General features: G+C 37.2%; 31 protein-coding genes. 8 read left to right on the forward strand and 23 right to left on the reverse strand.

Annotated features, from left to right (window positions below; translation table 11 throughout):
- Positions 1-16: 16 nt before the first annotated feature.
- Positions 17-847, reverse strand: a complete 831-nt coding sequence (gene ku / locus AB7942_RS19580) for a non-homologous end joining protein Ku (protein ID WP_088088646.1) — start codon at positions 845-847, stop codon at positions 17-19.
- Positions 848-978: 131 nt separating this feature from the next.
- Here ku and AB7942_RS19585 point away from each other — a divergent pair, with 131 nt between their 5' ends.
- A complete protein-coding gene (locus tag AB7942_RS19585; RefSeq protein ID WP_369448168.1) occupies positions 979-2,820 on the forward strand; it encodes a DNA ligase D in 1,842 nt (613 codons plus the stop codon).
- Between the two features lie 7 nt (positions 2,821-2,827).
- Here the strand turns inward: AB7942_RS19585 and dapF are convergent, their stop codons facing one another.
- The 6 genes from dapF to AB7942_RS19615 form a co-directional block, all read right to left on the reverse strand.
- Positions 2,828-3,811 (reverse strand): diaminopimelate epimerase, encoded by a 984-nt coding sequence (gene dapF / locus AB7942_RS19590; RefSeq protein WP_369448169.1) that lies wholly within the window; start codon positions 3,809-3,811, stop codon positions 2,828-2,830.
- A gap of 79 nt (positions 3,812-3,890) precedes the next feature.
- On the reverse strand, positions 3,891-4,667 hold the full coding sequence (locus AB7942_RS19595) for a hypothetical protein (protein WP_335402179.1): 777 nt from the start codon (positions 4,665-4,667) through the stop codon (positions 3,891-3,893).
- A 108-nt stretch (positions 4,668-4,775) separates the two neighbouring features.
- The gene (locus tag AB7942_RS19600; protein WP_369448170.1) at positions 4,776-5,555 is read right to left on the reverse strand and encodes an ABC transporter permease; all 780 of its coding nucleotides are present in this window, start codon (positions 5,553-5,555) and stop codon (positions 4,776-4,778) included.
- A complete protein-coding gene (locus tag AB7942_RS19605) occupies positions 5,552-6,460 on the reverse strand; it encodes an ABC transporter ATP-binding protein (protein WP_369448171.1) in 909 nt (302 codons plus the stop codon). Before AB7942_RS19605 ends, AB7942_RS19600 begins: the two co-directional genes overlap by 4 nt.
- Complete coding sequence (locus AB7942_RS19610) at positions 6,460-6,657, reverse strand: PLD nuclease N-terminal domain-containing protein (RefSeq protein WP_088088652.1); 198 nt, start codon at positions 6,655-6,657, stop codon at positions 6,460-6,462. The genes AB7942_RS19605 and AB7942_RS19610 overlap by 1 nt, the downstream gene beginning before the upstream one ends.
- A 102-nt stretch (positions 6,658-6,759) precedes the next feature.
- A complete protein-coding gene (locus AB7942_RS19615) occupies positions 6,760-7,083 on the reverse strand; it encodes a DUF4870 domain-containing protein (protein WP_088088653.1) in 324 nt (107 codons plus the stop codon).
- A 170-nt stretch (positions 7,084-7,253) separates the two neighbouring features.
- Between AB7942_RS19615 and AB7942_RS19620 the strand changes: the two genes are divergently transcribed.
- A complete protein-coding gene (locus AB7942_RS19620; RefSeq protein WP_369448172.1) occupies positions 7,254-8,381 on the forward strand; it encodes an amidohydrolase in 1,128 nt (375 codons plus the stop codon).
- Positions 8,382-8,684: 303 nt separating this feature from the next.
- Positions 8,685-9,245 (forward strand): GNAT family N-acetyltransferase, encoded by a 561-nt coding sequence (locus AB7942_RS19625; RefSeq protein WP_088088655.1) that lies wholly within the window; start codon positions 8,685-8,687, stop codon positions 9,243-9,245.
- Positions 9,246-9,305: 60 nt separating this feature from the next.
- On the opposite strand, the gene AB7942_RS19630 is transcribed toward AB7942_RS19625, so the two are convergent.
- Positions 9,306-9,464 carry a hypothetical protein gene (locus AB7942_RS19630; RefSeq protein ID WP_179195904.1) on the reverse strand — a complete coding sequence of 53 codons (159 nt, stop codon included), beginning with the start codon at positions 9,462-9,464 and terminating at the stop codon, positions 9,306-9,308.
- A 91-nt stretch (positions 9,465-9,555) separates the two neighbouring features.
- Positions 9,556-10,326, reverse strand: a complete 771-nt coding sequence (locus AB7942_RS19635) for an SDR family oxidoreductase (protein WP_335438469.1) — start codon at positions 10,324-10,326, stop codon at positions 9,556-9,558.
- Positions 10,327-10,509: 183 nt separating this feature from the next.
- On the opposite strand from AB7942_RS19635, the gene AB7942_RS19640 reads away from it, so the two are divergent.
- The gene (locus AB7942_RS19640) at positions 10,510-10,995 is read left to right on the forward strand and encodes an Hsp20/alpha crystallin family protein (protein WP_306298960.1); all 486 of its coding nucleotides are present in this window, start codon (positions 10,510-10,512) and stop codon (positions 10,993-10,995) included.
- Between the two features lie 44 nt (positions 10,996-11,039).
- Here AB7942_RS19640 and AB7942_RS19645 read toward each other — a convergent pair whose 3' ends face one another.
- Complete coding sequence (locus AB7942_RS19645; RefSeq protein WP_098931803.1) at positions 11,040-11,498, reverse strand: FixH family protein; 459 nt, start codon at positions 11,496-11,498, stop codon at positions 11,040-11,042.
- 12 nt (positions 11,499-11,510) lie between these two features.
- Complete coding sequence (locus tag AB7942_RS19650) at positions 11,511-11,789, reverse strand: hypothetical protein (RefSeq protein ID WP_369448173.1); 279 nt, start codon at positions 11,787-11,789, stop codon at positions 11,511-11,513.
- A gap of 99 nt (positions 11,790-11,888) precedes the next feature.
- Here AB7942_RS19650 and AB7942_RS19655 point away from each other — a divergent pair, with 99 nt between their 5' ends.
- Entirely contained in the window at positions 11,889-12,134 is a 246-nt protein-coding gene (locus tag AB7942_RS19655) for a DNA alkylation repair protein (RefSeq protein ID WP_088088659.1), read from the forward strand.
- A gap of 64 nt (positions 12,135-12,198) precedes the next feature.
- Here AB7942_RS19655 and AB7942_RS19660 read toward each other — a convergent pair whose 3' ends face one another.
- From AB7942_RS19660 to deoD, 6 genes are all read right to left on the reverse strand, one after another.
- Positions 12,199-13,020, reverse strand: coding sequence for a hypothetical protein (locus AB7942_RS19660; protein WP_369448174.1), 822 nt, complete (start codon positions 13,018-13,020; stop codon positions 12,199-12,201).
- Positions 13,021-13,105: 85 nt separating this feature from the next.
- Entirely contained in the window at positions 13,106-14,020 is a 915-nt protein-coding gene (locus tag AB7942_RS19665) for a CobW family GTP-binding protein (protein ID WP_369448175.1), read from the reverse strand.
- 75 nt (positions 14,021-14,095) lie between these two features.
- The gene (locus AB7942_RS19670; protein ID WP_483310887.1) at positions 14,096-15,589 is read right to left on the reverse strand and encodes a lmo1851 family serine protease; all 1,494 of its coding nucleotides are present in this window, start codon (positions 15,587-15,589) and stop codon (positions 14,096-14,098) included.
- Between the two features lie 246 nt (positions 15,590-15,835).
- Complete coding sequence (copZ, locus tag AB7942_RS19675; protein ID WP_088088662.1) at positions 15,836-16,042, reverse strand: copper chaperone CopZ; 207 nt, start codon at positions 16,040-16,042, stop codon at positions 15,836-15,838.
- 21 nt (positions 16,043-16,063) lie between these two features.
- Positions 16,064-18,256 (reverse strand): heavy metal translocating P-type ATPase, encoded by a 2,193-nt coding sequence (locus AB7942_RS19680; protein ID WP_369448177.1) that lies wholly within the window; start codon positions 18,254-18,256, stop codon positions 16,064-16,066.
- A gap of 222 nt (positions 18,257-18,478) precedes the next feature.
- Positions 18,479-19,183, reverse strand: a complete 705-nt coding sequence (gene deoD / locus AB7942_RS19685; protein WP_088088664.1) for a purine-nucleoside phosphorylase — start codon at positions 19,181-19,183, stop codon at positions 18,479-18,481.
- A 151-nt stretch (positions 19,184-19,334) separates the two neighbouring features.
- Between deoD and AB7942_RS19690 the strand changes: the two genes are divergently transcribed.
- Positions 19,335-19,463, forward strand: a complete 129-nt coding sequence (locus AB7942_RS19690) for a hypothetical protein (protein ID WP_088088665.1) — start codon at positions 19,335-19,337, stop codon at positions 19,461-19,463.
- A 40-nt stretch (positions 19,464-19,503) separates the two neighbouring features.
- Here AB7942_RS19690 and AB7942_RS19695 read toward each other — a convergent pair whose 3' ends face one another.
- From AB7942_RS19695 to AB7942_RS19710, 4 genes are all read right to left on the reverse strand, one after another.
- Positions 19,504-19,812 carry a YodL domain-containing protein gene (locus AB7942_RS19695; RefSeq protein ID WP_282599728.1) on the reverse strand — a complete coding sequence of 103 codons (309 nt, stop codon included), beginning with the start codon at positions 19,810-19,812 and terminating at the stop codon, positions 19,504-19,506.
- A 192-nt stretch (positions 19,813-20,004) separates the two neighbouring features.
- A complete protein-coding gene (locus AB7942_RS19700) occupies positions 20,005-20,775 on the reverse strand; it encodes a sporulation protein (RefSeq protein WP_335713294.1) in 771 nt (256 codons plus the stop codon).
- An 11-nt stretch (positions 20,776-20,786) separates the two neighbouring features.
- Positions 20,787-21,584 (reverse strand): serine/threonine-protein kinase, encoded by a 798-nt coding sequence (locus AB7942_RS19705; protein ID WP_369448178.1) that lies wholly within the window; start codon positions 21,582-21,584, stop codon positions 20,787-20,789.
- Positions 21,585-21,981: 397 nt separating this feature from the next.
- On the reverse strand, positions 21,982-22,155 hold the full coding sequence (locus tag AB7942_RS19710; RefSeq protein ID WP_066256754.1) for a YozD family protein: 174 nt from the start codon (positions 22,153-22,155) through the stop codon (positions 21,982-21,984).
- A gap of 194 nt (positions 22,156-22,349) precedes the next feature.
- On the opposite strand from AB7942_RS19710, the gene AB7942_RS19715 reads away from it, so the two are divergent.
- Positions 22,350-22,517, forward strand: coding sequence for a hypothetical protein (locus AB7942_RS19715; protein ID WP_179195906.1), 168 nt, complete (start codon positions 22,350-22,352; stop codon positions 22,515-22,517).
- Between the two features lie 8 nt (positions 22,518-22,525).
- On the opposite strand, the gene AB7942_RS19720 is transcribed toward AB7942_RS19715, so the two are convergent.
- Together AB7942_RS19720 and AB7942_RS19725 are read right to left on the reverse strand one after the other, a co-directional pair.
- Positions 22,526-23,221 carry a hypothetical protein gene (locus AB7942_RS19720; RefSeq protein WP_088088670.1) on the reverse strand — a complete coding sequence of 232 codons (696 nt, stop codon included), beginning with the start codon at positions 23,219-23,221 and terminating at the stop codon, positions 22,526-22,528.
- A 126-nt stretch (positions 23,222-23,347) separates the two neighbouring features.
- A complete protein-coding gene (locus AB7942_RS19725; RefSeq protein ID WP_210427180.1) occupies positions 23,348-23,572 on the reverse strand; it encodes a YozE family protein in 225 nt (74 codons plus the stop codon).
- Between the two features lie 176 nt (positions 23,573-23,748).
- Between AB7942_RS19725 and AB7942_RS19730 the strand changes: the two genes are divergently transcribed.
- A partial coding sequence (locus AB7942_RS19730; protein WP_369448179.1) for a helix-turn-helix domain-containing protein occupies positions 23,749-24,040 on the forward strand: 292 nt, incomplete at its 3' end.

Genomic DNA, 24,040 nt, shown 5'->3' on the forward strand with positions numbered 1-24,040 from the left:
TAGCAAATTTCTTAGATTATGCTTCCTTTTTGACTCTTGTTGCTGCTTTCTTTCTAGGAGCTGCCGCTTTTTTGGGTTTTGTGCGATCAATTGATGCCTGTAATGCTGCCATTAAGTCAGTGACATTTGACGCTACTTCCTTCGTTGCCGCTGATACAGTTTCTTGTCCACTTCTTTTAGACTCAATCAATTCCAACAATGCAGTCCGATATTCATCAGTGTATTTTTCCGGCTCAAAATCTGTTGTTAATTGATCAATCAGTAAGATAGCAGTGTCTAATTCTCTTTTCGTCACTTTGTCTTCTGAAGGTACACTAGGTACATCACCGGCTTTACGAACTTCATCAGGATAATGAATTGTTTCCATGACTAAGACATTTTCATATACCCGTATAACGGCTAATTGCTCCTTTGATCGAATGATGATTTTGGCAAGTCCAACTTTTTGAGACTCCATCAATGCCTTTCGAAGCAAGGAATAGGCTTTTCCGCCCCCCTCACTGGGAGACATATAGTAGCTTCTATCATAATAGATCGGATCAATTTGTTCCATTTTTACAAAATCAATAATTTCGACCGCTTTCTCTTCGTTTTCTTTTCTTAACTTTTCGAGTTCTTCATTATCAAGGACAACAAACTTCCCTTTTGTATATTCATATGCCTTAACGATATCCTCTGGCTTCACTTCTTCCTCACATACAGAACAAACCTTTTCATATTTAATCGGGGCATGACATTTGTTATGCAGGGTCCGGAGCTTTATATCTTTATCTTCTGTCGCCGTATGGAGCTTGATGGGAATGTTTACAAGTCCAAAGCTAATACTGCCCTTCCACATCGTATGCATCGTTAAATTCTCCAATCTTTTTGTTAATATTGTACGTCACCAAAACAATCACATTCCTAAAAACAATTGGAAAAGGATGAATTCGACGATAATTAAACAAAATAAACTAAAAAAGAAGGGACATTATTACGATGAAACCGATGCTTCCAAGTCTTACATTTGATCTACCAGTTCATCCTGATTGGTTCTATGAAGTTAAATATGATGGATTTCGCGCTATTTTGGAATGGGATTCACAAGGAATTAAACTGACTAGCAGGAACGGAAAATCACTTCTCTCCCAATTTCCAGAAATAAGGGGATTTTTGTTAAAACATGAAAAACAATTCAAACCCTACATACCTCTTCAATTAGATGGGGAGCTCGTTTCATTAGAAAACACGCATAAAGCTAATTTCTCAATGATACAAGTCCGAGGCCGATTAAAATCGGAACGAAAAATTAAAGAACAAGCTAGCAAGTCTCCATGCCGCTTGATGATATTTGATGTACTTGTGATGACCGGAAAAGCATTACATTCTCTTGTTTTCCATAAACGGAAGAAGGAACTCATCAAACTGTTTCAAAAAATCGGATTGGAATTGGAGGCTGACCCCTATGATGAACAATTACTTCAGCTTGTCCAGGCTCATGATGATTTTGATTTGTTATGGGAAAAGGTTGTTTTAAATGATGGGGAAGGAATTATTGCTAAACACAAGAATAGTCTATGGGAAGAAGGAAAACGTTCCTTACAATGGTTGAAATATAAAAATTGGAAATATGTAAGCTGTTTTATTAATGCTTATGATAAAACAAATGGTTATTTTTACGTAAGTGTCTATAAGGAAAATAAGATCCATCCTATCGGCCAGGTACTTTTCGGCTTTAAACCGGAGGAAAAACAAGCTTTGCAACAGACAATTAAACAAAATATGCTCCGTGAAGATGCACAGATGATTATTGTTGAACCTGCCATTTGTATAGAAGTAAAATATTTAGAACTCTATGAAAATCAGCTGCGTGAGCCCCATTTTGATAGGTTTCGCTTTGATTTAGAACCATCCTTATGTACATACGATCGTTTTATTTTTGCACAAAAGAACCTGCCAGAAGACTTAGATATTACCCATCCTGATAAACCTCTTTGGGAAAAACTTTCCATACGGAAAGCCGATTATATCCTGTACTTACGAGAAATATCACCGTATATGCTGCCTTTATTAAAAGACCGCTTATTAACAGTCATCCGCTTTCCACACGGGATGTTCGGAGAAGCATTCTATCAAAAAAACTGTCCAGATTATGCGCCTGAATTTGTGCAGACACATTCAGGCGAGGGGATTGACTATATTCTTTGCAATAATCTTAAAACACTCGTTTGGCTTGGTAACCAATTAGCGATTGAGTTTCACGTGCCATTTCAAACCATTCATAGCAAGGGACCCAGTGAAATTGTCTTTGACTTAGACCCGCCTTCTATCGGCCACTTTCAATTGGCGATAAAAGCAGCACTTCTAATCAAAGAAGTCCTCGATCAATTAAATTTAATAGGTTTCATTAAAACCTCTGGGAACAAGGGGCTGCAAATCTACATCCCGCTACCCGAAAATGAATATTCTTACGATGATACCAGGTTATTTACAAGCTTTGTCGCTGAGTATTTAATTTCCAAGGATCCTGCCTCCTTCACGATTGAGAGGATGAAAAAAAAGCGGGGGAACAGGCTATACGTTGACTATGTGCAACATAGCGAAGGAAAAACGATTATTGCACCCTATTCGATGCGAGGAAACGAACATGCAGGTGTTGCCACCCCCCTTTATTGGGAGGAAGTAAATGAAAAGCTCGAGCTAGTATCGTTTAACATGGAAAATGCGATCAAGCGAATTCGCCACCAAGGTGATCCCTTTTCAAATTACTTTCAAACAAAATCAATCCAGGCGTTTGCACCTGTCTTAGAGATCCTAAAAAAAGGCACAAAAAAAGGATAGGAGGGCCCTATCCTTTTATTTCGTCTTCGAGATACCTTTTTGCTTCTGATTGTAACTTCTCATAAGAAGTCTGTTCCATCAATTCCGTTTTCGAAGTGACAGTAAACGCTCCTTGCTCGAGATCAACATTGACTGTCGCATTATAAAGATAGGTAGCATTTCCGATCAAGTCAATTGTGTATTTCCCCTCGCTTTCGTGGACTACACACTGAACTCTTCCACCATTATTATAGACATTAACAACTTTTTCGAACTTATTTAATTCTTGTAAACAAGTGACTAGCGTGGAGGCAGACATTGCAGTACCACAGGCATTCGTAAAACCAACACCACGTTCAAAGGTTCTGACATAAATTGAACCAGGTTGCAAGTGTTTAACAAAACTTACATTGACGCCGTCAGGAAACAAATTATTGGGACCATTCACCTTTTCACTAAGTTGTTTTTGGAGGTCACCTTTGAGCTGTTCCGCTTCAACAATGGCGATTAAATGCGGATTCGGTACTGCAAGAGCTGTGAACCGTAAATCCCCTGAAAGTTTTTCAATTCTTTCATTGTAAAGAGTTGGTTTATTTAAATTTAATGGGAGGGCTTTTAATTCAAACAGCACCGGTGAAATTTCCACTTGGTAGGTGTGGATATCTTGTAAAAGTTCGTTTTGTTTGCTTACCTTCAGATCGGCTTTCATCGTTTCGATCACAGCGCTATTTCGCCCTAGATGTTCGCAAACATATCTAGCCACAAGACGCAGTCCATTTCCACACATTGAAGCTTCTGACCCGTCAGAGTTAAATACACGCATTCTACCATCTGCGTTTTCGCTTTGCATAACGAAAAGAATCCCATCAGCACCCAAATCGGATTGACGGTTACATAATAACTTTGCGAGGTCCGCTCGTTCACTTTCCGTAAAAGCATATCCATTCGATTTTTCGTCGATTATTAGAAAGTCATTTCCCGAACCATGGCCTTTAATTAAATTGATTTGCATCGTAAAACCCCCACAAAATTGATAAACATGTTTTATTTATCATATCACTCAATGTTCATGAGGGAAACTGTCGGTACTTCTATCTTTCGATAAAATATTCGTTAACAATAAATGACATTCGGAGAAGCTTGTCCTCCTCTGATAAAGTCTCCCTTAGTGAGAGGACTGGTGTATTAGGTTCTGGAAACAGTGGACTCCATTCAACCGGCATCCATCCCCTGCGAAGCCGTCCGTCCGGAAGGTCATTTTTGTTTATTACTTGCTCATCCATAAAAGTAGATGACCCTTCTACTGCACCAATAAACCTGCCTTTCGAATCTAGTAATTCCTTCTTTTTTGTTCTCCAATCTAGTTTCCTTTTTTCAAAGCAGCCTAAATAATGCCTTTTATGGTCAAATACCTCAATCTTTTTGCCAGTAACCTTAAAATATCCGATGGCCTCGCTATCCAAATTATAGAGAGCATAAATTTTCGAAATCCTAAGCTTCTTTAAGCCCTGGTTATGAAACCTTTTAATCATCCCTGCTAGATGCCCGTCAGGAAAATAGAGTAGCAGGCGTGGGGAGTTTGTGTTCAGAAATAAGACAAGTAAATGTCGTGTTTCAAATAAAGACTCCCTAATGCGCTTTGAATTTGCCATATTTCTGTCAATGGATATCGACTGCCTAATTCTAAAAAGATAGATTTGAAAACAAATCAAGCTATAAATCAGGAAAGGTATAGTTAAGATCATTATTTCTTTGTTTTTAATAATAGAAAGATTGCCAGCAACTATCATAACAGCTGGAATCAGAGCAGCAATACTACCATTTAAGTTCAAATGAGCCGTATCCCGGTAATATTCATTTATTTTCATCTAGAAAACTCCTTATCAATTCCTCTAGTCTTAGTTTATTTACTATTCGACTAAAAAATGATAGGAGATTTCGATTAAAGAACAAAAAGAAGGGATGATATGACTTTGTTAAGAGGCTAGCTCTTTTTTTCTAAAAATAAATACACTAAACCCAAGGAGGACTATGATGCATGCGAATGCAATTAGACTAGTCGAGAGTGCCTGTTCAGGAACTGCCTTTGACAATAGCACCTCGTTTGCATAGCTGGTTAATTGGGCTGGGCTCCATTCCAGCCAAGTAGAAAACGTACTGCTGATTATATTGAATATAATAACGATAGCTATAGATAGAAATCCGGCAATTCCTGGGGTCATAAGTGAAGCACTGAAAAAGACCGTTAATGTTAAAACCACAGTAAGCCAAAGTCCATATAGAAGTAATGATTGGATAAGGTCTCCTGCCGGGATCCAGGCAAATAAAATTCCCGTATAATACCAAGTTGCAATGGAGCCAATAAAAAGAGAGAGCCACAATAATAAAATGCCACCAGCCCACTTAGCTGTAACAAAGGATAAATAAGAAACAGGTTTTACTAAAATCATTGCGGCAACCCCGCTTTTTCTTTCAGCAGCAATGATTCCCATTGTTGATAGGACGATTATTAATACACCTAGTGATGAATATTGACTTAGAGCTTGTATGAACACCTCAGCTGCACTTGGCGGGGGAATATCAATAACAGCTCCTTCTGGCAAGTCGCCAAATGATTTTATTATTTGCGGAGTATAATATGTTGTTATTGGTTTTGACACCCCTAATAATATAAAGGTAATCGGTACCCAAATCCATTTGAAATTCCTCCACATTTCTAATATTTCTTTTTGGAACAATGTCAGCCACTGGCTCATTTCTCCACCACCCTCATAAACACATCTTCAAGGGTCATACTGCTTATTTCAAATCTTTCTAGGGGCATGTTTTGTTCCGAAATCAACCTCAGAAATGCCTGTCTTGCATGTACGACGTTTGATACAAAAACACTAACCCTATTCCCTTCTACATTTGTGGAGAGAGTAAGTTCATGATTAGAAAATATGTCAGCAAACTCCCCAGACTTTCCTTTAAAAAACAAATCGATTTTTGGCTGTTGATGTCGTTCCCGAAGCTCTTCCATTGTTCCTGATTCCACAATTTTTCCATTATGCAAGAATAAAATCTCATCACATACTTCTTCCGCATCATTGAGAATATGGGTGGAGAATAGAATCGTGGTTTCCTCTTTTAACCCCTCAAGCAGATCCAATACTTCTCTTCTTCCGATCGGGTCCAAAGCAGAAACGGGCTCATCAAGCATAATAAGCTGCGGACGATGAATAAGGGCTTGGGCAATTCCTAGGCGCTGTTTCATCCCGCCTGAATATTTTGCTACCCTTCGATTTTTAGCATCCAATATTCCTACCAATCCTAAAAGCTCTAAGGAACGCTCCTTCGCTTCCTTACGACCCAAACCAGCTAATCTGCCTGCATAGGCCAAAAATTCAAGTCCCGACATCCATTCGTAAAACACTGGAAATTGCGGGAGGTATCCGATTAATCTGCGGTTGTCCTCTCCTTTTTTTGCATCAGTAAAAATGATCGTCCCTTCCGTCGGTTCCATTAGACCAGAAAGCATCTTTAACGTGGTTGTCTTCCCTGCCCCATTCGGACCTAAAAGAGCGATGCATTTCCCTTTTCTTAATTGAAAATCAATCCCTTTAATCACTTCCGTCCCTTGAAAGCTCTTTTTTAAATGATTAATTTCGATAAGAGACATCAGTTACTCTTCCTTCCAATCACGAAATAAAGAATCGGTCCAATAATGTTAATGAATAATATAATGAGTGCCCATAACCATTTTGGCCCATTTGTATTTTCGATTCGTACTAAATCAATAATCGCTACGATTATTAATATTAGTTGAATTATAAGGATTGGAGCTATTATAGGTAGATTATTTACCAGCGCATCCATGAACTTCCCTCCCTTGGTTTCTTCTAAATTACTTTATTTAACATTTATCCCAAAAAACCCTTTATAACCCGACAAATTTTTTGCCGGGTATATTTCTCAAGATTATTTAATTAGCCTAAAAATTAACGGAAACCGATATTCATTTCCTTCAAAGGCTTTGATTGCTGCAATAATGGTGAATACAAAGAGCATTACGCCTAATATCGCTAGTGCTACAAAACCAATTAAGATGAGTGTTAATAATCCGCTAACAAAAAAGTAAACTGTATAGGAAATCAAAAAGTTAAAATATTCCCTGCCGTGATAATCAATGAATGATGACTCATCCTTTTTTATTAACCAGATAACTAGCGGTGCGATAACTGGGAAAAATATACTTAACACATAAATACCAGCAGCAAACAACCTTTCATCTTGATTAACCATTTTCTATTCCCCCATTGGAATATATTTTTTACATTCGTTAATATTTACGGCAGTGCTTTTAAAAGGTTTCGTTATCTTTAAAAAAATTTATGGGGTCAAACTTCTCCCTAGGCACGTAAATTGGTAAAATTGATAAAATAACTATTATCAACGTGCAGAAAGGTTTTATTATGACAAAAATACTTTTAAAAAAAGCAACGGTATATCCAATTTCATCAGAACCAATCCATCACTGTGATGTCCTAATTGAAGCAGGGAAAATTAAAAAATTAGGCAAAAATTTAACGACAGACTTAAAAGTAAAAATAATCGATTGTGAGGATTTATTTCTTTTACCGGGCTTTATTGATGTTCATACTCACTTAGGTCTTTATGATGAAGGAACGGGCTGGGCTGGGAATGATGCAAATGAAACAGTCGAAGCCCTCACGCCCCATATTCGGGCAATTGATGGTGTTTATCCATTGGACCCAGCGTTCTCTGATGCCGTCAAAAGCGGCATTACAACCGTCCATGTCATGCCGGGAAGCGCCAACGTCATTGGCGGAACAACTTCAGTCATTAAAACTACTGGTAAAAATATAAAAAAAATGATTATTCAAGAAGTTTCAGGCTTAAAAATAGCCCTAGGGGAAAATCCAAAAAGAATTCATAGCCATGGGAATAATGATTCCATTACACGGATGGGGATTATGGGGATGCTAAGAGAAGCCTTCTACAAAGCCATCCATGCGGATAATCCCGAGGAGCCTAGAATTACTCCTATCGTGAAGGCCTTAAAAAGAGAAATTCCCGTAAGAATTCATGCTCATCGTGCGGACGATATTATTTCAGCGCTTCGTTTTGCAGAAGAGTTTAATCTGGATTTACGTATTGAGCACTGTACTGAAGGGCATTTAATAGCCAGTGAATTATCTGGAATGGGTTTAAAGGTTTCTGTAGGACCTACATTGACACGAAGATCCAAGGTAGAATTAAAAAATAAAACGTGGAAAACCTATCAAGAACTGACGAATCATGGTGTTGAAGTATCAATTATTACCGACCATCCTTATACACCAATTCAATACTTGAATATTTGTGCGAGCCTTGCTGTCCGAGAAGGATTATCCGAGCAAAAAGCACTAGAAGGAATCACCATATTACCAGCCAAAAATTTAAAAATAGACAATACCGTCGGAAGTATCGAAGAGGGTAAGGATGCAGATTTAGTGCTTTGGAGCCATCACCCATTCCATTACTTAGCAAAGCCAAAGTGGACGATGATTGGCGGTGAAATGATCTATCAAGAAAGATAGATTAATGTTGAAAATTGGTAAAAAATATTATCGAAAAATACACAAAAAACCTATTTATTTTTTGGCTTTTTTCTTGTATTATACTCTAAGTGAAATGTTTTAGACCTGAATACTTTGGGGGTTTACGAACACAATTTGTTAACAAAAAAATGATATAGGGAAGGCAAATGGTGCGCCACCAGTTTTACTGGTTCTAGTGGGTTCGATTCCCACCCCGAAATTTTTTAGTAACTTTATAAAAAATTTCGAGGGTGGACCGCTTCTTTTGACATGGGATCGGAATGCCCTAATGGAGGGATTTTCATGCTTAAAAAACGTGATCTTCATGACAGCCACACATTGTACGAATTAATGACGCACCCTGATGTCTTCCCTTTTGTACGCCAAAAAGCTGATTCTTATGAAGAATTTTTATTTATGACAAAACAAACCATAGAATCCGAAGAACGCGGTGAATTAATTTCACGGACCATTCTCGATGAATGGGGAGCGCCTATCGGAACAATTAATCTATTTGATATTGAGGACAACGCTGGTTTTTTAGGAACATGGCTTGGCAAGCCCTACCATGGCAAGGGTTATAATAGCCCGGCTAAGGATGCCTTTTTTCAAGAACTTTTTTATGAAACGGGAATTGAGACAGTTTTTATGCGCATCCGCAAGGTTAATATTCGCTCAATAAAAGCTGCTGAAAAACTTCCTTATGTAATAAAAGCAAATGAAAGTAGAAAATCTATTTATGAGCAATTAAACGCTAATGGTGAAGTATATGATTTATATGAGATTCCAAAGGATCAATACACCTTTTACCTTATGCGAAACGGTGCTGTTCAATCAGACGATTCACAATTGCTGGAGGCATAAAAAAACAATCGGCCCTCGCCGATTGTTTTTATTTAGTTTTCAAGGAAAGAAGTCTTCTTATTATTCCGTTAAATTTTGTTCCATGCTTTCGTTTACGTCATTAAGACCCATTTGGAGCAAAAATTCATCTAATTCCTCATTCGTCAATGTTTCAAAGCGGCCATCATGAAAAAATACTTGGGTTTGATTTGGGTTAATTCTGTTCATGTTAAAACTCATTTTCTTTGCTCCTTTCATAGATGATTATTTTCTATTGTCCACAAAAGAAGCTGTTTTCATTCCTGAAAATCAAATAGTTCAAAAAATTATACTAATTCTTAAGTACTTTACCTAATACGTTTAGTCCACCTGTGACAGGTATTATACTCCCAGTAATTAAATCGGATTTTTCATCCGTAAGGAAGGCAATTACTCTGGCAATATCTTCTCCTGTTCCTTGCCTTCCAATAGGGCTGTCACCCATTGCAGCTATAGCATCCCCGATATTACTGTCTTTCCATTCATTTATTATATCACCTGGACAAACCATATTAGCGGTTATCCCATGTTCTGCTTCTTCAATTGCAATTGTTCTTGTAAGTGACGCTACTCCTGTCTTCGCTGCAGCAAACGCAGAACGAAATATCCAACCTGGCGCGGTTTCGACTCGGTCATATCCGATTGTAATAATTCTTCCCCATTTTTGGTTTCGCATCGAAGGAATAATAAGTTTTGACAAATAAAATACAGCACTTAAGTTCCCTTGTAATATATAGTTCCATTCATCGAAGGAATAGTCTGTCAGCTTCTTTCTTTCATGTATGTATGGACCTGCATTATGAACTAAAACATCCACGGTTGAAAATAAAGCAAGGGCTTCATCGACAATTCGGATACAATCCTCCATGTTCGAGACATCACCTTGAATCGCAATGTTATGCGTTCCATAATATTTAGTCAATTGGTTTGCTAAAGAAATAGCTTCTGCTTTACTATTACGATAGTTAATGACTAGCTGATACCCATTTTCCGCGAGATATAAAGCAGTTTTTTTGCCAATACCCGAAGCTCCCCCCGTAATCAAAGCCGTTTTCTTTTTCACAAATCATTACCTCTCAATGTTTAGAATTTCTCTCTTAACTATATGTTAAAAAGAAACAATTATTTATGCAAATTTTAGTTCCATCTCTATCGTGAAAACTTGTTCCTCTGTAAAGGATCTAAGTTTTAATAACGAATGGGCAAATATTGGCATAGGATAAGATAGCTACAAAAGGTGGAAAGGATGAGATCATTGTTCCCTTGGGATAAATTTCCTTTTGATAACGATTTGAAGGATAAGATAACAAAAATGAAGCCTGAAGAAATCAATAACTATGTTCAGGATATTATGGGGAAAATCATGCCCGCTAACATGAAAGGTGTGATGAACCCTCAAGAGATGTTTAAGGGTTTCCAATCGTCGGTATCCCCGCAGGAGCCAACGAGGAGTATATTGAATTCAACGGCCTTTGAGACCCATGATTTTGTGTATGTTAGAATTCCAATCAAAAAAGAGGAATGGGTTAAACAGCTCCGTATTTTTCATACAGCTAATCAACTAATTGTTGAGCATATTCCACAACATGAAGATAAACACACGATCATCCTTCCTGCAATTGTAAAAAAGAAGGGGGCAACTGCTACCTTCAAGGATCATATGCTTGAGGTGAAAATCCCCAAAAATGTTGATATGCAGTTTTCTCAAATTGATGTTACTGAAATTTCATGAACGTCATTAGAGTAAAGGACAGCCAATTTTTCTGTCCTTTAGATTTAATGACCTTCATCTTCCATCTTCATACCATCCATGGAGTTTTTGGTGTTGGGATCCTCAGGTGCACTTGGGGTCCCAATGGTAAATTCTTTCTTAGGCATATTATGCATATCTCTTGCTGTAACGTGAGAAATGATATAATAAGTACCTTCTTGTGAGAAGGATCTTTCTAAGCGATATATTCCTTTTTCAGCATGCTTAATTTCTACCTTTTCATGCTTGTCATCCTTTGCACGCCAGATCTCAAAAATAACCTCAGCATCCTTCACTTGATCATTCCCCTGAGTAACCTTCGCTTCAAATGAAATCGGTTGATTCATTTTGCCTGGGTCCGGGTTAATAGATAACTCTACTTCTACCATTTGCGGTAGATTATCGGCTTGTTCTTTTTTATTACTGCACGAAATAACAATACTTAAACATAGAACAGTCACCAAAAAAACGAAAAGCTTTTTCAAGGTTCCTCTCTCCTAACTTAATTCTTCCATTACTTCATTATGAATTTTAATTAACAATAGCTTGGCTTCTAGAGAAATCGTAGAATTAATCACTCTTTTGATTGCAGAATAGTATTTCTCATACTTGTTTTTCCGGATCCTCGGGTGAGAGTTTTCATCTTGAAGCTCTCTTTTTATCGCTTCAACTAGAGTCACCTTACTACCTTTTCCTTCTGTTTCTAGTATACGATTATTCCAAATCTGCCGATATTCCTCTAGTAATTCATCGAAGGACACTCTTTCTTTCGACAAACAATCCCTCCCCTTTTATGTCTACACTTGCATTGTTACATATTTACTAACATTATTGCAAAAAATACAATTTAACAAGTCAAAGAAAGGAGAAACCTTATGTCTACCCCTTATAAATGTCCAAATTGCAAAACGAATCGGAGCCGCTTTAATGTTATTCAACAAGTTTCCCAATCTGTTAAACTTGACCCTCAATCGGGAGCAGTAATCCGAGAATATGGTGAAAATGATTTAGAACCCTTCCACCTCCCTTACAATGGACCAGAAATTCGAGTCCAATGCGGTGCCTGTGGTTTAATTGAGGATGAACGTACGTTTATCAAATTTGGCGAACAGCCGATATAGTCTTCTTCTTTACATAAAAACATCCTAATTATTGGGTTGTCCCGTAATTAGGATGTTTTTTTGTTTAGTGAAGATTATTTTCTTTTAGAAAATCCTTTGAATCCACTTTCCAAGCATCAATTGGTGAAAATCTTACCAGATGAATATCCCCTCTAAAGGATTGTCCGCCTCTGTTTTTTATAAACCAATCAATTTGGATGGGGACATCTAAACTAATTTCCTCGGTTAAATCCTCTGCTGGCAAAAGCTCCATTCGAGAAATTCTAACACTTTCTACATTCCCTAAAATCGGCTTCCAGTTTATTTTTTGTAAAGAAGCTTGGGAAGTAATCTGGACATCCTGCTGCTTCAATCCTGCAACATAGGCATTTATGACCTCATAGGGATTCGCCTTTCCTAAATACTGATTTAATTTGCCAGAAGCCTTCAAAACCATGAGCATATGTGATAAGTCCATTGAGTTGGTGCGATGAGTGGTACTACCATAAAAATGAATACAAAAGTGACCTGGAAAGCTATTCGCTAATGCTCCAGCACCATGCGGCATTCCATGCATCGAGCCCGCTATCCATTGATCCTTATGAATAACAATAATAGCTCGGCGTTTCCAACTCCATTTACCCCCGTATATTCTTTTCATTACCTTCGTGTCTTTTGTGGTTAATGGCTGTACATCCGCATGGTGGCTTCCCGCTCGTCGTTGCACCTTGAACTTTCTTCCCGTTTCCACGTCCATTACCGTAAATTTTGTGTACTTTGGCAGGATTTGATTAACTTCTTTCCAATTTAACATCTCAATTTTATAGCTGATTGTTGATGCTGCTTTTACCCCTTGGCCATTTAGGAGGATATGAATTAACATTAAAAAAATGACTACCCTCTTCATCGTATCCTCCTTTTACAAAAAACTTGCTACATTAAAAGAGTTACCTGAAGAGGAAATTATCATTCATTCAATCATGGTATTTTTCTTACTTTTCAAGATTTTTTAATTGTGTTTCAATCCCATTCCAATTTATACCTTCACCAATAAACACAAGGTTTAATCGCATATTCATGTCTTCTTTTAGATAAATCGGCATGCCATAAGAAAACTGAAATAAAAAAGGCAGGTCCGAATGATCAAACTTAACATAGCCCTTTATACGGTAAATTGTATCTGGTAAATGTTTTAAGAAATTCTCAAATTCAGCATGGCTAATGGCAGTTTTAAATTGATAAACAAATGTCGTTAAATTTATAGTTACTCGTTGTGACTCTTTCTTTTCCTTTTCAAAGGATACAGAAAGCTTTCTCAGCTGTTCAATTGACACCTGTGAATAATTAGTAAGAAGGCATCTTGCATTTGCATTAATGGATTGAATCTCGAATATTATCTTTGCTTGCTCACTCTCTTTTAATTCATCCATTTTGTTGATAATAATGAAGTCAGCATGCCTTACTTGCTCAAGGATCAATTGCTGGAGCTGGGGACTTAAGGATTTTCTTTCCATCCATCTCTTGCCATCGACTGTTGTTAGGATGCCTTTAATCAATAATTTATCTGCAAACAATGGGGAAAGGATCGCATCCAAAACCTCCACAGGGTGGGCAGCACCGGTTGTTTCGATATATATCACTTCTGGTTTTTCATCTAATAATAATCCTTGCAACTGGGCTTCAAGTTTGTCTTGGATGGAGCAGCAAATACATCCTCCTAACAATTCTTTTAAGGAAACATCCTCGCCCTCAACTGCATCAGAGTCTATGGAAACCTTACCTAGTTCGTTCATCATGACAGCTGTTTTTCTTCCTAACCTTTGTTCATCTTCTAACAATCGTTTTAAAAGGGTAGTTTTCCCGCTTCCCAAAAATCCTGATAAAATATAAACCTCAGCTTTTTTCATCCTTAATTCCCTTCCAATGGTCATTAATTGTACTCTAAAAAAATGACCCAACTCCGGGGAGTCGGGTTACTTTTTTTATTTCATTGTTCCCTTTAATACTTTAATCGCCTCTTGCATTTGTGTATCACTTGTTTTTATTTTGTCCCTTAATAACTCCATTAGTTTCATGGTGGAATCACCTTTTAAAACACCATTGACTGGGAGTTTTTGAGCTTTTTGGAACGCAGTAACAGCATCTTTTGTCTTTTGATCGAAAAATCCATCTGTCCGACCTGGATCAAAACCAATCGCTTTGAGCATTTTTTGGGCAGTTTGAACTTCCGTAGATGATGTAGATAGTTTCAGTTCCTTATCGGGATTAATAATTGTTAGAGTTGCATATTCAGGCAGGGCTACAGCTATATCAGGATTTATCCCCTTTTTATGAATCCAATTCCCGTTCGGTGTCAACCATTTCGCCGTGGTGAATTTAAGATTTGAGCCATCCTTGAAGTCAGAAGCAGTCTGGACTGTTCCCTTACCAAAAGACTTCTCTCCGACTAGCTTAACATTAGCAGATTCTTTTACAGCTGCAGCAAGTATTTCTGATGCACTGGCACTACCTTTATCAATTAATACAACCAAAGGAAGATTTGGGTTCCCTTCATTTTGAGAAGGATATTCCTTAATCTTTCCATTTCGGTCTTCTACTTTTAAAATAAGTTTCCCTTTTGGAACGAACATGCTCGAAATCGAGATGGCTTGGTCCAATAAACCTCCTGGATTTTGACGCAAGTCTAATACTAGCCCCTTCATTCCTTTCTTATTCAAGTCATTCAAGGTCTCAACTAGCTCCTTAGACGTATTACTGGAAAAGCTCGTAATTTGAACTTTAGCAATCCCGTCTCCCACCATTTCACCATAAACAGTTTCAATTGGTATCTCATCACGGATAATTGGCACAGTCATTGGAGCTGCTGTACCAGGGCGTTGGACAGACAACTCAACCTTTGTACCCTTTTTCCCACGAATCAGTGTTACTGCTTGAGTAGAATTCATCCCCTGGAGGCTTTTTCCATTTACGGACATAATCATGTCATTTGGTTTTAAGCCAGCTTTTTCCGCAGGAGATCCTTTTATGGGAGACACAATCACGATGTGCCCATCCTTTTCCTGAATTTCAGCGCCAATCCCTTCAAAAGATGAAGAAATGCTGCCATGAAAGCTTTCTGCTTCTTCATTACTCATATAGTCTGAATAGGGATCATCCAGCGACTCCACCATCCCATTTATTGCACCATTAATGACCTTTTTTTGATCAATATCCTTAAAATAACCACTTTTCAATGTATCATATGCTTCATAGAGTTTATCAAATTCTGGTCTTTCTGTTCCAACTGTAACGACCTTTTCTTCTCCAAATGCTAGTGCAAACGCTGTAATTCCCGCAGATAGAAACACAACCATAAACAATAGCATGATAAAATGGAATTTTTTTAAACGAATGTGTCCTGATTTGTTTGCTGATCCTTGCTCTTGTTCAACGTTTGCTTCTTCCGCTTTTATCTGTTCAATTTTCTCGTCTTTCAAATCCTTCACCACTTTCATTAACCATAAAAATAAGAAATGATCCAGCGAAAATTTTCTTATTAGGTGCTAGATGGATTTCCAAATTTTCAAAAGCTATTATCAGATACTTTTAAAAAATAACCCTTAGTGATTAGAATAACATCTTTCGTATAAAATTAACAAAGAAAAGTTAATGAAATTATAATAAGATCACAAATAAAATTTCACAATAAACGGCACCTACCAAATGGTAAGTGCCGTTTATTTTTATCCTACATCATAACCTTGATCTTCGACGGCCTCTTTAAGCTTCCCAACTGAGGCTTTGCTTAAATCATGACCAACCATAACCTTGCCATCTTTTAATGAAACATTAACTTCTGTTACACCTTCTAAATTGAGAAGGGCTGTTTTCACTGCCTTTTCACAATGTCCGCATGTCATTCCTGTAACCTGTAATGTTGTTTTCTCCATGAAAATTACCTCACTTTATATTTATATTTTCACTCGCTTCAAACGAAGGGCATTGGACACTACTGATACTGAACTAAACGCCATAGCCGCACCAGCAACCCAAGGGGCTAACAAGCCAAGTGCCGCAATTGGAATCCCCCCTGAATTATAAACAAGTGCCCAAAAGAGGTTTTGGCGAATATTTTGCATCGTTAATTTACTTAAACCCATTGCCTTTGGAATCAAGGTTAATTCCCCGCCAAGAATTGTTATATCAGCCGCTTCAATCGCTACATCAGTACCCGTACCGATTGCAATCCCTATATCAGCTACGACAAGGGCTGGTGCATCATTTATTCCATCGCCAACCATGGCCACTTTTAGACCTTGCAGCTGTAATTCTTTGACATGATTGGCCTTTTCCTCGGGAAGGACTTCTGAAATAACATTAGTAATGCCGACTTGATTCGCAATCGCTTTAGCCGTACGTTCATTATCACCAGTTAACATAAACACTTTAATTCCTAATTGGTTTAATTGTTGAACCGCCATTTTAGCTGTCTCTTTTACTGTATCGGCAACAGCAACTACACCCATAATAGTGGAATTTATGGCAATAAACATAGCTGTTTTCCCTTCGTTCTCCAATCGGGTTAGGTCTTGGTCTCCCGTAATGCTGGGAATATTTTTTAGAGCCATAAGTTTACTGGTGCCTACAAATATTTCATCATTGCCTATTTTTGCTTCAATTCCATAACCAGGTACTGCCTTAAACCGTTTGACAGGCAGGGTACTTGATCTTTTTTCAATCCCATATTTTACGATCGCTTCGGCAAGTGGATGTTCAGAAGACTTTTCTGCTGAAACGAGGTATTGGAGTACTTTTTTCTCGTCCTGATAGGCTATAAAATCTGTTACTGTAGGATGTCCTTTTGTAATCGTGCCGGTTTTATCAAGGACGATTGCATTAATTTTATGGGCTGCTTCTAAATGCTCTCCACCTTTAAAAAGAATCCCCATTTCAGCTCCTTTACCTGTACCAACCATGATAGATGTTGGAGTGGCTAGTCCTAACGCACATGGACAAGCTATAACAAGAACAGCAATCGCTGTTTCTAATGCGGAAGGGAAATCTCCAGGATTCACAAAGAAATACCAAATTAAAAATGTAAACATTGAGATTGCAACCACAACAGGCACAAAATAACCTGAAATTGTATCTGCTACGCGTTGGATTGGGGCTTTGCTGCCTTGCGCTTCTTCGACAATTTTAATTATTCCAGCAAGTGCTGTGTCTTTGCCAATCTTCATTGCTTTTATGGTCAGGGTGCCATTCTTATTGATCGTTGAACCAATGACATTGTCCCCAACAGATTTTTCCACTGGAATTGACTCACCGGTTATCATTGCTTCATCAACAGAAGATTGCCCAAAGGTTACCATTCCATCGACAGGAATTTTTTCCCCTGGCTTTACCAATAAGTAATCAGAAACTTTCACTTCCTCAATTGGAATTTGAAGTTCCTTACCTTCTCTTAGTACAGTGGCTTCTTTTGCTTGGAGACTTAACAACTTCGATATGGCAAGCGTTGTTTTCCCTTTTGCCATCGTTTCAAATAATTTCCCTAATAGAATTAAAGTAATCAGTACAGCACTTGTTTCAAAATATAGATGTGGCATATAGTTAGTGTTACCAATTGTTTTCATTCCTTCAGCTAAGCTATAAAAATATGCTGCTGATGTTCCTAACGAGACAAGGACATCCATATTAGCACTTTTATTTTTCAGGGCCTTAAAAGCACCCATATAAAACTGACCACCTATATAGAATTGCACAGGCGTTGCCAATAGTAATTGAAACCATGGATTCATCAAAAAATGTGGCATTGGTAAACCAAAATCAACTGGCAAATGGGAAAGCATCGTATATAGAAGCGGTATTGCCAGAATTACCGACAGAAGAAATATACGTTTTTTTTGTTTAATTTCTGCATCTTTATTCTGCTGTTTGGTATCCCTGTGAACCTTTTCTGTTGCTTCATAACCAAGATTTTCTATTTTAGTAATAATATCATTACTTGAAACCAGTTCTGTATCGAAAGAAATAGCTGCACTTTCCATTGCCAAATTGACATTTGCCTCAACACTGTCCATTTTATTGAGGACTTTCTCGATTCTCGTTGAACAGGCTGCACAGGTCATTCCAGAAATGTCTAATTTGAGCTGCTCTTTCATTTGGATCACCTCTTTTATATACTATACCCCCGCAGTGTATATTTGGTCAAAGGATTTTTGCCGAAAATTATACTATATTTAATTTAAGCCTTATTTTAACGTCTTTCGATGATTTTTGTCACAGAGGAGTTTTGTTTTTTATTTATTCTCCATTTTGGTAGTGAGTTCCTGTTAATTACTAAAATAAAAAGCCTCATCCAATTTGGAAAAGGCTCATTTTGATTATTCTTTTATCGCTGCTTCTAAAGCAACTTCTATCATATCGTTAAAGGTTAATTGCCTTTCTTCGGCTGTTGTTTCTTCACCTGTTAAGATGTGATCACTAACTGTTAGAACGGAAAGTGCTCTTCGATCAAATTTAGCGGCTAGTGTATAAAGGGCTGTGGTCTCCATTTCGATCGCCAGGATTTGATATTTAGCCCATTTTTCAAGTTCAGCGTTATCATTATAGAATGAATCTGCTGTAAAAATATTTCCTACTTTCAAGTTAAGTCCTTTTGCCACCCCTGCATCATATGCCTTACGAAGTAAATCAAAGTTTGCTGTAGGGGCAAAATCGACATGACCAAACGTTAAACGATTCATATTTGAGTCGGTTGAGCTTGTCATTGCCAAAATGACATCACGAACCTTTACATCTTTTTGAATGGCTCCACATGTTCCAACACGAATTAGATTTTGGACATTATAGCTTTGCATAAGTTCATTTATATAAATTGAGATGGAGGGAACACCCATTCCAGTCCCTTGTACAGAAATTCTTTTTCCTTTATACGTTCCAGTAAACCCGAACATATTTCGAACTTCGTTGTAACATTTTGCATCTTCTAGAAATGTTTCTGCAATATATTTTGCGCGAAGCGGGTCCCCTGGCAGTAACACTGTTTCAGCAATTTCGTTTTCCTTCGCACCAATATGTACACTCATCTATATTCCTCCAATCAATAACTACAGCGTATTAAAACTGTTTCTTTGACAATATATCATAAACAATTTCTAATGAGAAACTCTGCGATGAAAAAGACATGAATTTATTATTTTGTGGGAAGCTATTTTTAAGATTGGAGGGAGATCATTCATGGGTAAAAAACATCGAAGCCGCACTAATTCACCGAAGAAAAATAATCACATCCCTGCTGAGGCTATTGTGGCTGAACATGAGGCACATGCAAAAGAGCACAATGCAACTGGTGGAAGAAAGCACTGAGCTAAAAAAACCTAAGGAATATTGTCCTTAGGTTTTTAGTTTACAGAAGAACTATTCTGTTAATAGGAAACCAACCACCAGGTTTTAATTGATAATAATGCTGTCCTCCCCTGCCTTGGTCAATTAACACAATATCCCCGGTTGAGAGAAATCTGCCTTGATAATCTGCAGGGATTCTGTCAGTAACATTAAAGCGGCTGAAAGTTTCCTCTAAGCATTGCACTCGGCTATTTGCTGGAATAGTGGTTCGAAAAACCTCTTTATGCCCTTTATTTTCACGGTATTTTGGAGTTTGAAAGATCGTCACATCATATTGTATACATGCTCTTTTTGTTAATACTTTGATCATCATATACCTCCAATTATTAGAATTAATTGCTTATTCTAATAATTAGCGATGGACATTGTCGATTCCTTCTTGAAAATCCCATTATTTTTGTCGAATTGCACTTTTTTTATCCAGCAAAGATGATTTTTATCGAATCAAGCGTTTCAATATACATAAAAACAATAGGACCAAAATGGCCCTATTGTCAGGATTTTATGAATATCGTTGAATTACACTTTGAATTTTTTGTTGTAAATTCGGGACATCTGCATTTGAAACTGACAAGCGTACATTGGTCTCATCTGCACCCATTGCCTCTGAAAACAATCCTGATAGCCCTCTTGCCCGACGGTCCACTTGGAACATGATATCAAGCATGCCATTTCCAGAAGGGAAAAAGACTACTTCTAGTTCATCTAATCTGCCACGAAATAATCCTGCAGTAGGTACAAACTCAAATTCTTGAACAAACGGTAAACGTCCCCGTAATCGCCGCGGTGCTTCTTCACAATCGGCTTCTCGAATCCTAAATCCTAAATTATCAATAGCATTAAACACAGCAGACATAAGTGGGTTAGGGACAACTTTTAGATAATCTTTATCGCTTGGGTCCACACCGCCTTTAATATCTAGACCGGTAGTTACCCAAATCTTTGACCTGCCAATGGAAAGTGGCGTATCAAAAGGAAGTTGAAAGGAAAATGGAATGTCTTTTTTCTCATTTGCACGAATGACAAAAGGAGTAGTTAATCGAAACTTTTCGATCGCAGCGGTGACGGTATACTTTTTGTCATCTGACTCTCTTAAATAGGTGGTATTTAAGGTGAGATAGATCTCATCAACCTGCTGATCGATCTTGCCTCCTTTAATTTCAACTACACCGTTAACAGTCTCCCCCGGCATATAAGTATCTTTTTCAAGCTTTGTGTCCACTGCTGCTGACCCAATTCCTACGCTGGCAAATACTTTGTTAAAAAAAGACATTTTTTATCCCCCTAGATTAAGTATAAATTTATTATTTCAGCTCTTATTTGGGCACAGTTTTCATATGCTGGTTCAATCTGTAAGAGCTTTCTAATTATGTGTTTGGCCTGGTTCGAAATTTCCAATTCCTCTTCCCAGCTCTTTTCCTGTTTGTGTTGTGGAAAAGTAAAATTTGAATACAGTAAAAACAATAGGAAATGTCCCAATCCATAAAAATCCGCTTGGCAGTTAACCTCTTTACGGATATTTTTTTCCTTTGTTGTCTGAACTGCTGTTTTAAAATTAAGATGTCTTCCTAACCCTAAATCAATTAGCCTAATCTTAGCACCATCCGAAATGACATTTGGGATTCGGATATCTCTGTGGATTATTTTATGATTGTGCAGATATTCAATCGGATTTAATAATTCATAGACGATTAGAAAAGCTTCTTTTTCAGTGACTTTCTTTCCTTCAGCAAAAATAAGCTGTTCAAAGTTCATCCCCTCAATAAATTCCATTGTGTAAAAAGGAATGTTGTTAAAGGAACCACCCTCAAAATACCTTGGAAATCCAGGATGTTCAATCGAACTTAACAGTTCTTTCTCATATTCAAAGTCATTTCGACCCGATTGCGTTAATCTTTTATGGAGTCGCAAGGCTTTTAGAACCTTTTTTTGCTTTGATTCCAGATCATATACCAAGTAACTATGACCGTAACCACCTGCTCCGAGATGTCTAATGACCTTGTATCGATCAGCGATGAGCTTATTATTTGGGAACAGTTGTTCAAATAAATTGGAAAATAGGAATGCAATTCTTTTTATCATGAGAAGGGCACCTTGCTAGCTGCTAAAAAAACTTCTACTTTTATACTTCTTTTTATAATGATGATGTCCTAGGTTGTTGTGCTTATAATGATTTCTTCTCTTCCAGGCATCACTTGAAGAACTATATTGATGGTGATGGTGAAGCTTACTTTTGAAAATTAATTTAAGGATTTTTTTTAACAATTCTTTCCCCTCCTTAGCTTCGTAAACATTCATACGTTTAGAAAAAATAAAGGTTTCATGATTAGCGAAATTTATTAAATATGATGATCCAATGTACTTTGGCTAATGTTTTTTTTAACGAGCACAACAAAAAGCGAGCACCGAATGCTCGTCTTCTGTATTAATCTATATTAAAAGGAAAAGACTATTTCCTTCTATTTGATTAATTAATTTTTTATTCATCCTCTTCTTCTTCGTCGATAATACTCTTCTCAATTAAATATTCGAAAGTTATGTCTGCAATTTCCTCTAATTCTTCTTCACTAGGAACGTATCCCCTTTTTACAAGCTCATGAAAGAAAAATTCGGCAATCTCTTCAGTATCAATAAATACTTCAATTTCTCTCATAGCATCGCCCCCTTTTTAGAGAATGTATGATGTATATGGCTTTTTCATGCTATTTACTTTAAGGACCTAACTGAATATCCATTTCCAAAGAGAAAGAGGATTTATTAACCCTTTAAACTTCAATAAGAGATGAAGTCTTTTTTGGATTGGACAAGCATAGGATGAATGAAAAGAACTTTCCCTGAGGTGATCTGATGTTAAATTTACAATTAAAATTAGAGGCATGGATAAATGATGTTAATCGGGAGGATGGTCTCACCCTCCAAACATTTGAGAAGATTCTAGATGTGATGTTTTTTCTTATTAAATGGGCTGGTATCCCGTTTGTTGTTTATTTACTATTTGAAATTTCAAAGTGGTAGCTTCTCTCTTAGACGTGACTCTTGCCATCGTTACTGACAAGACTTTCTAATTTCCTAAGAATCACACGCATTACTTGATAATATTCCTGATCCTGAAACATTTCATATAAAATCCGGTAATCATTAAATATGTCCAATAAGTTGTCAATTAATTCCTTTTTTTCCTTTTTGCGTTCAATTTCTTCGAATTCTGCTTTTCTAATAATGTTCTGGACTTTTGGATTATCGACTGCCTTTTCCTGCTTATTCACTAAGTATAGGAGACCCAGTTTTTGAATAAATGTGTCAGCATTTTCAGCATCTGCAACAAGTGTCAATTCTTCTTCACCAGCTTCAAGCCATTCACCATCACTTACCCTAGATAGCTCATAAATGACATCTTCCCAGGCATCTTCTTTATAGCGCCAAATTTCTGTACGGAAGCCTACAACTTTAAACAAGTCTGCACCATAACCGCTTACTTGAACTAAATCGCCGAAGAAAAAACTATATTCGATGTCAATTTGTTCTTGTTCCATTACAACGCCATCGAATTCTGATAGTAATTGTAAGGCGGATTCAATGAATAATCCGTCACTTTTATTCACTTCATATACATACTTCCCGTCTAGCCACTTTACATCTGTTACCTTGCCAACTGTTCCATAGATTGTAATCACGACCGTATCACCGATCTTATACTTCGGTTTTTTTCTATTTCCCATTTCCTCCCATCCTCTCAATAATAAGTCGTGAATTTTGATTACAATAGTATATGCGCCGTTTAAATAAAAGCGCATGTGAATTGTAAAATGAAAAAATCGCCTCATTTCTGAGACGATCAAATTGTGTTATATTTTGCTTTCAGTAATCAAATATTGCTGCCATGCCTCATCAAAAACGGACATTGATTCTAAGTATTGACCATTCAGTTCTAAATAAGAACTTAACTCATGATAGTCCTCGGAAGTTTTCGGAAAACTATGATCTAAATAGGCATGATTGGCAAAGTCACTAATAGCATCCTTTGGAGCAGGATGCCTATATTTCATTAAAAAATGATAAAATGATTTAATCATTTATAAACGCCTTCCTCATCCAGATTCACTCTATATGTATTTCTTATGAAATACTATAACGGATACTATGGTAAGCGTCCAGTGATTAGAAATACCAAAAAGCATAAAAGCAGCCTACAATTGTAATGCACCCCAAAAGTTAGAGTAAAATCTTAACTTTGGGGTGCATTTTTATGGCTAAATATAGTGAACAATTTAAGTTAATGTTAGTCAAAGAGTATCAAGAAGGGAAATTGGGATATGACTCTTTAGCTAAGAAGTATGACATGAAAGACAGTACCCCCATTTTGAGATGGGTAAAAGTATACGAGAAATTCGGTGTGGAAGGTTTAAAGAGGAAGAAACATAGAGAATCATATTCTGTTCAATTCAAGCTAGATGTATTAAGCTTTATGAAGAGAACAGGGTCTTCAGAAACTGAAACAGCTCTTGTATTTGGGCTAACAAACGCTCCCTTGATAGCCT

Source organism: Neobacillus sp. BF23-41 (genome assembly GCF_041106275.1).

Bases quoted from the DNA above. Each gene is read 5' to 3' on its own strand.
- ku (WP_088088646.1), bottom strand. From the start codon at position 847: ATGCATACGATGTGGAAGGGCAGTATTAGCTTTGGACTTGTAAACATT.
- AB7942_RS19585 (WP_369448168.1), top strand. From the start codon at position 979: ATGAAACCGATGCTTCCAAGTCTTACATTTGATCTACCAGTTCATCCT.
- dapF (WP_369448169.1), bottom strand. From the start codon at position 3,811: ATGCAAATCAATTTAATTAAAGGCCATGGTTCGGGAAATGACTTTCTA.
- AB7942_RS19595 (WP_335402179.1), bottom strand. From the start codon at position 4,667: ATGAAAATAAATGAATATTACCGGGATACGGCTCATTTGAACTTAAAT.
- AB7942_RS19600 (WP_369448170.1), bottom strand. From the start codon at position 5,555: ATGAGCCAGTGGCTGACATTGTTCCAAAAAGAAATATTAGAAATGTGG.
- AB7942_RS19605 (WP_369448171.1), bottom strand. From the start codon at position 6,460: ATGTCTCTTATCGAAATTAATCATTTAAAAAAGAGCTTTCAAGGGACG.
- AB7942_RS19610 (WP_088088652.1), bottom strand. From the start codon at position 6,657: ATGGATGCGCTGGTAAATAATCTACCTATAATAGCTCCAATCCTTATA.
- AB7942_RS19615 (WP_088088653.1), bottom strand. From the start codon at position 7,083: ATGGTTAATCAAGATGAAAGGTTGTTTGCTGCTGGTATTTATGTGTTA.
- AB7942_RS19620 (WP_369448172.1), top strand. From the start codon at position 7,254: ATGACAAAAATACTTTTAAAAAAAGCAACGGTATATCCAATTTCATCA.
- AB7942_RS19625 (WP_088088655.1), top strand. From the start codon at position 8,685: ATGCTTAAAAAACGTGATCTTCATGACAGCCACACATTGTACGAATTA.
- AB7942_RS19630 (WP_179195904.1), bottom strand. From the start codon at position 9,464: ATGAGTTTTAACATGAACAGAATTAACCCAAATCAAACCCAAGTATTT.
- AB7942_RS19640 (WP_306298960.1), top strand. From the start codon at position 10,510: ATGAGATCATTGTTCCCTTGGGATAAATTTCCTTTTGATAACGATTTG.
- AB7942_RS19655 (WP_088088659.1), top strand. From the start codon at position 11,889: ATGTCTACCCCTTATAAATGTCCAAATTGCAAAACGAATCGGAGCCGC.
- AB7942_RS19660 (WP_369448174.1), bottom strand. From the start codon at position 13,020: ATGAAGAGGGTAGTCATTTTTTTAATGTTAATTCATATCCTCCTAAAT.
- AB7942_RS19665 (WP_369448175.1), bottom strand. From the start codon at position 14,020: ATGAAAAAAGCTGAGGTTTATATTTTATCAGGATTTTTGGGAAGCGGG.
- copZ (WP_088088662.1), bottom strand. From the start codon at position 16,042: ATGGAGAAAACAACATTACAGGTTACAGGAATGACATGCGGACATTGT.
- AB7942_RS19680 (WP_369448177.1), bottom strand. From the start codon at position 18,256: ATGAAAGAGCAGCTCAAATTAGACATTTCTGGAATGACCTGTGCAGCC.
- deoD (WP_088088664.1), bottom strand. From the start codon at position 19,183: ATGAGTGTACATATTGGTGCGAAGGAAAACGAAATTGCTGAAACAGTG.
- AB7942_RS19690 (WP_088088665.1), top strand. From the start codon at position 19,335: ATGGGTAAAAAACATCGAAGCCGCACTAATTCACCGAAGAAAAATAAT.
- AB7942_RS19695 (WP_282599728.1), bottom strand. From the start codon at position 19,812: ATGATCAAAGTATTAACAAAAAGAGCATGTATACAATATGATGTGACG.
- AB7942_RS19700 (WP_335713294.1), bottom strand. From the start codon at position 20,775: ATGTCTTTTTTTAACAAAGTATTTGCCAGCGTAGGAATTGGGTCAGCA.
- AB7942_RS19705 (WP_369448178.1), bottom strand. From the start codon at position 21,584: ATGATAAAAAGAATTGCATTCCTATTTTCCAATTTATTTGAACAACTG.
- AB7942_RS19710 (WP_066256754.1), bottom strand. From the start codon at position 22,155: ATGAGAGAAATTGAAGTATTTATTGATACTGAAGAGATTGCCGAATTT.
- AB7942_RS19715 (WP_179195906.1), top strand. From the start codon at position 22,350: ATGTTAAATTTACAATTAAAATTAGAGGCATGGATAAATGATGTTAAT.
- AB7942_RS19720 (WP_088088670.1), bottom strand. From the start codon at position 23,221: ATGGGAAATAGAAAAAAACCGAAGTATAAGATCGGTGATACGGTCGTG.